This is a genomic window from Alteromonas sp. 5E99-2 (genome assembly GCF_017368475.1).
Classification (GTDB): Bacteria; Pseudomonadota; Gammaproteobacteria; order Enterobacterales; family Alteromonadaceae; genus Alteromonas_F.
Genome location: NZ_JAFNJE010000074.1, coordinates 1 through 540 on the forward strand (window position 1 = coordinate 1; position 540 = coordinate 540).

A 540-nucleotide genomic window follows, 5' to 3' on the forward strand; every position below is an offset into this window, starting at 1 on the left:
CAGACTGTCGATGCGTTGGGAAACCAAATAGCTGAGGCGTTGCAGTCGAACGCGGGTCTGTTCCAGTTGCCTGAAGTTTCGGTGCAGATCGCCGAGTACCGCCCGTTTTACGTGCTTGGCGCAGTCAACGATCCGGGCGCATATCCATGGCAACCCGAGCTGACCCCGATGAAAGCGATCGCGTTGGCAGGTGGGCAAACTCGCCTCAGCGCCGAAACAGTGGACGAAACAAACGGGATCAGGCAGTTCACGTCACTGCGTGGCACTCAAGTCGAACTGGCACGCCTCAAGGCTCGGGCTGCCCGCCTTGAAGCCGAATTATCCGAGGCCGCAGAGATCGCATTCCCCGATCCGTTTATCCATCCGGACGGCGCCGCATTTGCGGACCGCCTGAAGGAAGAAGAACGGTCCATTCTTGCGCTCCGCAGGGAAACTTTGGATCGTGCGTCCAATTCAAATGCTGATTTGATCGGGCTTTATAAGACTGAACTTGCCGGATTGGAGACCAAACTGGAAGGGTTGCGACGCCAGCAAGAGATA

The 540-nt window shown here is 57.0% G+C and carries 1 pseudogene; it reads left to right on the plus strand.

The window, feature by feature from the left end:
* Positions 1-540 (plus strand): annotated as a pseudogene (locus tag J3L16_RS15945) (hypothetical protein); the annotation flags it as partial.